General features: G+C 49.6%; 6 protein-coding genes. 3 read left to right on the top strand and 3 right to left on the bottom strand.

The window, feature by feature from the left end:
- Nucleotides 1-19 precede the first annotated feature (19 nt).
- The gene (locus CX664_RS01135) at nucleotides 20-289 is read left to right on the top strand and encodes a hypothetical protein (RefSeq protein WP_101744937.1); all 270 of its coding nucleotides are present in this window, start codon (nucleotides 20-22) and stop codon (nucleotides 287-289) included.
- A gap of 141 nt (nucleotides 290-430) precedes the next feature.
- On the opposite strand, the gene CX664_RS01130 is transcribed toward CX664_RS01135, so the two are convergent.
- From CX664_RS01130 to CX664_RS01120, 3 genes are all read right to left on the bottom strand, one after another.
- A complete protein-coding gene (locus tag CX664_RS01130; RefSeq protein WP_101744936.1) occupies nucleotides 431-1681 on the bottom strand; it encodes an ammonium transporter in 1251 nt (416 codons plus the stop codon).
- Nucleotides 1682-1821: 140 nt separating this feature from the next.
- Nucleotides 1822-2160: a P-II family nitrogen regulator gene (gene glnK, locus CX664_RS01125; RefSeq protein WP_101744935.1), complete on the bottom strand. Its 339-nt coding sequence runs from the start codon at nucleotides 2158-2160 to the stop codon at nucleotides 1822-1824.
- Nucleotides 2161-2656: 496 nt separating this feature from the next.
- Nucleotides 2657-3778: an RNA-guided endonuclease InsQ/TnpB family protein gene (locus tag CX664_RS01120; protein WP_101744934.1), complete on the bottom strand. Its 1122-nt coding sequence runs from the start codon at nucleotides 3776-3778 to the stop codon at nucleotides 2657-2659.
- 916 nt (nucleotides 3779-4694) lie between these two features.
- Between CX664_RS01120 and CX664_RS01115 the strand changes: the two genes are divergently transcribed.
- Nucleotides 4695-5681, top strand: coding sequence for an MBL fold metallo-hydrolase (locus CX664_RS01115; protein ID WP_101744933.1), 987 nt, complete (start codon nucleotides 4695-4697; stop codon nucleotides 5679-5681).
- A gap of 72 nt (nucleotides 5682-5753) precedes the next feature.
- Nucleotides 5754-6047, top strand: coding sequence for an accessory factor UbiK family protein (locus CX664_RS01110; protein WP_101744932.1), 294 nt, complete (start codon nucleotides 5754-5756; stop codon nucleotides 6045-6047).
- Nucleotides 6048-6073: the final 26 nt, after the last annotated feature.

The following is a 6073-nucleotide window of genomic DNA, read 5'->3' as shown; positions in this document are numbered from 1 at the left end:
TTAAGTTGAGGCGACAACTATGTTGACAAACACCGCATTGTCACATCAAAGTATGCCCGATAATTTAGTAGGAGCTTCTTACATCATGACCGGCACTGATGCAGACAAGGATAGCCAACCGCTCTATTTTGGTCTCAGAGCAGTACAGGCTATAGATGGCAATGAAGAAAGAAGAATGACCTGGACATTCTGGCTGGGAGAACTCAACGACGCGGAGATTCAGCCGCACTATCAAGAAGTGAAATCCTATTTGCAAAGTGGTGTAGCAACGGATCTGAAACTGCCATAGCTCAAAGGTATAGCCCAAAGGTATAGCCCAAAGGTATACAAAAAAGACCCCGGCGAGACAATACAAAGTGTACTGATGCCGGGGCCTTTTCTTGTCAATGTTTTTGTCAACGTAGTTGTTTGATGTCAGCTTTTACATTTCTCAAGACTTGCTGGTGAACTCCGGATACGCTTCCATACCACACTCAGTAAGGTCAGCACCCTCGTACTCTTCTTCTTCGGAGATACGCAGACCCATGATTACCTTGATTACACCCCAGACAACCAGGGAAGCACCGAACACCCAGGCGAAGATGCTGCCAATACCCAACAGCTGAGCACCCAGGGTAGCGTCGCTGTTGGTCAGAGGTACCGCCAGCAGGCCCCAGATACCCACAACACCGTGGACAGAGATGGCACCCACCGGATCATCAATACGCAGTTTGTCCAGCGCCAGGATAGAGAAGACCACCAGGGCACCACCAACAGCACCGATCAGCGTTGCACCCAGGGCAGTTGGCGTCAGTGGCTCTGCGGTAATGGCAACCAGACCCGCCAGGGCACCGTTCAGAGCCATGGTCAGGTCAGCCTTACCAAACAACAGTCTGGCAACGATCAGGGCAGCAATAACACCACCAGCAGCACCAGCATTGGTGTTGACAAAAATCTGGGCAACAGCGTTGGCATTTTCAACATCGGCAATCTTCAGCTGAGAGCCGCCGTTGAAACCGAACCAGCCCAGCCAGAGGATAAAGGTACCCAGAGTAGCCAGTGGCAGGTTAGCACCAGGCATGGCATTAACGGAACCATTAGATGCGTACTTGCCTTTACGGGCACCCAGCAGCAGCACACCAGCCAGGGCAGCAGAAGCACCCGCCATGTGCACCACGCCGGAACCGGCAAAATCCTGGAAGCCAGCTTCGTTCAGGAAGCCACCGCCCCATTTCCAGAAACCCTGTACCGGATAGATGAAGCCCGTCATAAAGACTGCAAACAGCAGGAAGGCCCACAGCTTCATGCGCTCAGCAACGGCACCGGAAACGATGGACATGGCAGTAGCTACGAAGACCACCTGGAAGAAGAAGTCAGAACGCAGAGAGTAGTAAGGTGCATCTTCACCACCACCCAGCACCGACTCGACACTGTTCTCAGTGCCCAGCAGCGTGCCGAACAGAGGCATGATGCCGCCTTCGTTAGCCCCCGGATACATGATCTGATAACCACAGAGCAGGTACATGGTGCAGGCAATGGCAAACAGGGCAATGTTCTTGGTCAGAATTTCAACGGTGTTCTTGGAGCGCACCAGACCGGCTTCCAGCATGGCAAAGCCAGCGGCCATCCACATAACCAGTGCACCACACATCAGGAAATAAAAAGTGTCGAGCGCATACGACAGCTGAGTTATATCTTCCACGGGACCCCTCCCAGTAAAATTCACATCTTTTTTATCTTTCGTTTCAGCTCAGGGCTGTATTTAGCTCAAGGCTGTATATCACTGATACTGCTCGGCGATGTCATCAGTGGCTGCTGATGAGTCATGCCTTTGACTGGCACTTAAATAGCGTCGATGCCAGTCTCTCCAGTACGGATCCGAATAGCCTGCTCCAGAGAGGTCACGAATATTTTTCCGTCACCGATTTTGCCGGTATTGGCGGCATTGGAAACTGCTTCGATCACCTGATCCAGCAGATCATCCGAGATAGCCACTTCAATCTTTACCTTTGGTAGAAAGTCCACAACATACTCTGCACCGCGATACAGTTCGGTATGGCCTTTCTGGCGACCAAAGCCCTTGACCTCCGTCACAGTGATACCCTGAACGCCGATATCAGAAAGCGCTTCCCGCACGTCATCAAGCTTGAATGGCTTGATAATGGCTGATACTAACTTCATGCATTATTCTCCTGGCTCTACTTAATATTCATCCGGGAGGGGTGACCTGGATGCGATAGCTTCCAAAGTCTACGCTTTTCCCTTTGTGTTACAACCGTCTGTTTTATTTCCCGGGCCTTAAAAGGAAAAACCAACCCTGCCAGTCTTGATTTCAGGCATCCCGCCCGGCACTGGTTAAATGGTTACTCCTGTCTAAGCAGGCTCTGTGCCAGTTTTTATCTATCCCCATAAATGGGCATGGTTGAAGGTTTCATGGACTCAAATGAGTGGCGAAACCGGATACGCACCCATTTGATGCACTAAAACCAAATCCCCCACCCAAAAAAGCGCACCAAAGCAGTGCACTCATCAAAAAATCCTACAACTACCCAGACTTGATGCCTCATCACAGAGCAGCTGAGTCGATGATCTGACACTCCCCGCCCTATCGGGCGAGGGTTCTTAGATCGCTCCAAGAACCTTCCTGCTTCGTCACGCCTTCCCTAGATAGCGGCTGTTAAGCTGCCACCCCCGTTCCGGTCGCTCCACAGGCTAACCCCGCCAGTCCGGCGGTTCTTATATTCTTTGCTGCGTTTATGTCCCTGTCGTGAATGGTATTGCACTCAGGGCAATACCATTCACGAATAGACAACGGCAGACTTTCATGGACAAACCCACAGCAGGAGCAACGCTTGGAACTGGGAAAGAATCGGTCTATCTCAACCACAGTACGATCAGCCCATTCAGACTTGTACTTCAGTTGTCGGACAAACTCTCCCCAGTTCGCATCAGCAATGTGCCTTGCCAGCTTTGGGTTTTTGATCATGCCCTTCACATTCAACGATTCAACGCACACAACTTGGTTTTCGTTAATCAGTGTACGGGATGCCTTGTGGGTAGCATCCATCCGGCAGTCGGCTATTTTGGCATGGACACGGGCAACCTTGAGCCTTGCTTTGGCTCGGTTGTTACTGCCTTTTTGCTTTTTAGCCAGTTGACGCTGAAGATAGGCGAGCTTTTGCTCATAGCGTCGTGTGTGACGGGGATTGCCGGATTTATTACCGTCTGATGTGATGAACAGATCGGTTAAACCTAAATCAATGCCTACTGTCTTGTTGCTGACAGGCATTGGTTTAGCGTCAAATTCGCAAAGCATAGAAACAAAGTACCGGCCTGCCAGATCTTTGCTGATGGTGATACTGGAAGGCTCAGAAGCCAGTGGTCGGCTCCAGCGGATATTCAACGGCTCTTTGCTTTTGGCGATGAACAGTTGGCTGTTTTTCATGCTGAAAGCAGCCTTTGTCAGCCGCATACTTTGTCTTGAATGTCTTTTTTTGAATTTAGGGTATTTGGCCCTGCCAGCCCAGAAGTTCTTGAAGGCTTCTTGCTGATCCCTGAGTGTTTGTTGCAGGATCACACTGGAAACATCAACCAGAAATGGGAACTCTTTCTTGAGCGACACAAGCCGTTTTTCTACCTCAGAGTGGGATATGGATTTCCCGTCTTTGTAGTAGGCATCAGTGCGAAAACGGAGGGTGTTGTTATAGACAAAACGGCCACAGCCGAACGACTGAGCAAGAAGTGTTTCCTGTTCTGGCGTTGGGTAGAACCTTTCTTTATAGGCACGTTTTTGTTTCATGCTTACAGAGTATTATGCATCCTGTAAATATACAACAAATAATAACTGCTGCTATGGAATCCAGCTTACCCCCAGTCCTATCGGACTGGTCGCCTGTATCCCCGCCCGATTGGGCGAGGCTTTACGCGGATATGCGGTAATATCAGTACAGAAAAGCGCGAATACCTACAGTGCCATACTGGTCATGACCGCCCTCAGTAGGTGTAGTTGCGAGGCCTGGCCATATTATCACTAAAGAAACTCTCCAACCAATAAATGACTATTGTCGTTTGATATATCGACAATAGCTGATCGATCGTCCCTGAGAAAAACCACTGCCGCCGCCGGTGATCATCACATTTTTCATGGCATTCCCTCCCCCGCTTTTTGGTTATTTTTATGGGGTGAGCCTATCTCTCTCAAAACGCCTGTTCAGCGCGGGGCGACAATAGAGCGCCTTTACCTCACCGGCGGCATGTGATAAATCCTACTGGCAAATAATAAGGCAGGAAAAAATACCGATGGCAAATGATAAGTAGTTGGCCAAATGGAATCGTATATTTCTGGCTAAGTGGGCAGTTGCTATGCAAGGCGCAACGTAGGGAGCATAGCCGTAGCTATGTGACCGGAGTTGCAACGCCGCACGACTGCATGGATGCAGGAGATAGAGCAACGCAGGAGCAGTTGCCGGGAGTGACTGACAACTTAGTCAGAAATATATGATTTCATTTGGTTAACTACTTATAGGCAATGTATTGCACACCTTTAACGATGCGTTTTCCAATCAGCGTCTGGATGAGGTCATGGACTATTTTGTATTTGACGACGATTTAAACATTGTCAGCGAATAGAGTTATGGCCGTGCGGCGATACCTAAATTTGTCCGAGGTGTTGCTCCGCGCTAAATTGATTAACAAAATAAGATGGGGTAGCTGCGGTGAATCGCTCAAAAAAACATCATCTGCCGAATGGCGGCTTTCGCAATAACGATGCAATGCAAATGCATCATCGCTCGTTATGGAACATCTTGAAATGGAAAATCACCGAGGCACTGCCGGAGAAAGTTTCTATTCCGGTGGTAGACGATGATTATTCGGTCTTTGAGAATTCAGATAAATCCCTGACCAGCTGGATTGGTCATGCGACCTTTTTAATTCGCCACCAGGGGATGAATATCATTACCGACCCACACTTTTCTGAACGAGCGTCTCCTGTACAGTGGGCTGGCCCCAGGCGCTACTCTCCACCAGCGATCGATATTGCTGCCTTACCCCACGTGGATGTGGTGGTGATTTCTCACGACCATTACGACCATCTTGATCGAAACTCAGTATTAGCCATTCAGAAAAAACAAAAAGACAATCCCCCCCTGTTTATGCTGCCCCTGGGCTTAGGCCAATGGTTCAGCAAACACGGTATAGCTAACTGGGTCGAGCGGGACTGGTGGGAATCCCATACCCATCGCGGCTGGACATACACGGCAGTACCTTGTCAGCACTTCAGTGGCCGTTCAATATTTCCGGATCGAACGCTCTGGTGTGGCTGGGTATTTGAAGCGGCGACTGAAGCAGCTGAACCGGGTAAACGCTTTTATTTTGCCGGGGATACTGGCTACAGTTCAGATTTTAAAGCCATTGGTGAGCACTTCGGCTACATGGATATGGCCATGGTGCCGATTGGTGCCTACGAGCCACGCTGGTTTATGAAAGAGATCCATGTTAATCCGGAAGAAGCCGTGCATATCCACAACGATGTTGGCTCACGCCTGTCGCTGGCAATGCACTGGGGCAGCTTTATGCTAACCAATGAGCCGATGTTGCAACCACCGGAAGATCTGCAGCTCGCCAAACAGCAGCACGGCGTTGCCGATAACGACTTTATTGTGATCAAACCCGGAAAGATTACTGCTTTATTTGAGCAATAATAAGTTCCGGATCGTTACCTTGCTGTTATTGCGGTATCCTTCTCTTTTCTGACCATCAGCCAAGCGATAACCATGATCGATAAAGCCGCCCTAATTAATACCATCGCCGCCAAAGCCGGTGAACTCTTTAACGGTGACAAAAGCCAGACCCGGGAAGATATCGAAAAAAATATCAAGGCACTGGTGGGCAGTGCCCTGTCCAAACTGGAGCTGATCACCCGTGATGAGTTTGATACCCAGGTTGCTGTTCTGAGGCACACCCGTGAGCGCCTTGAAGCGCTGGAAAAAGAGATGGAAGCATTTAAAGCAGAACAAGAAGTGCCGGAAGACAGCAGTAACGATAACCAGCAAAGCGCTGACCATTAATCACTCTCCAGCCTCTTGCGCCTGCG

This window comes from Endozoicomonas acroporae (assembly GCF_002864045.1).
Classification (GTDB): Bacteria; Pseudomonadota; Gammaproteobacteria; order Pseudomonadales; family Endozoicomonadaceae; genus Endozoicomonas; species Endozoicomonas acroporae.
Note: the sequence above shows the minus strand (reverse complement) of the source record. Positions and strands in the feature narration are given on the sequence as shown.

What these genes read in the sequence shown, in the direction of transcription:
- glnK (WP_101744935.1), bottom strand. Translation starts at nt 2,160, where the DNA reads ATGAAGTTAGTATCAGCCATTATCAAGCCATTCAAGCTTGATGACGTG.
- CX664_RS01120 (WP_101744934.1), bottom strand. Translation starts at nt 3,778, where the DNA reads ATGAAACAAAAACGTGCCTATAAAGAAAGGTTCTACCCAACGCCAGAA.
- CX664_RS01110 (WP_101744932.1), top strand. Translation starts at nt 5,754, where the DNA reads ATGATCGATAAAGCCGCCCTAATTAATACCATCGCCGCCAAAGCCGGT.
- CX664_RS01135 (WP_101744937.1), top strand. Translation starts at nt 20, where the DNA reads ATGTTGACAAACACCGCATTGTCACATCAAAGTATGCCCGATAATTTA.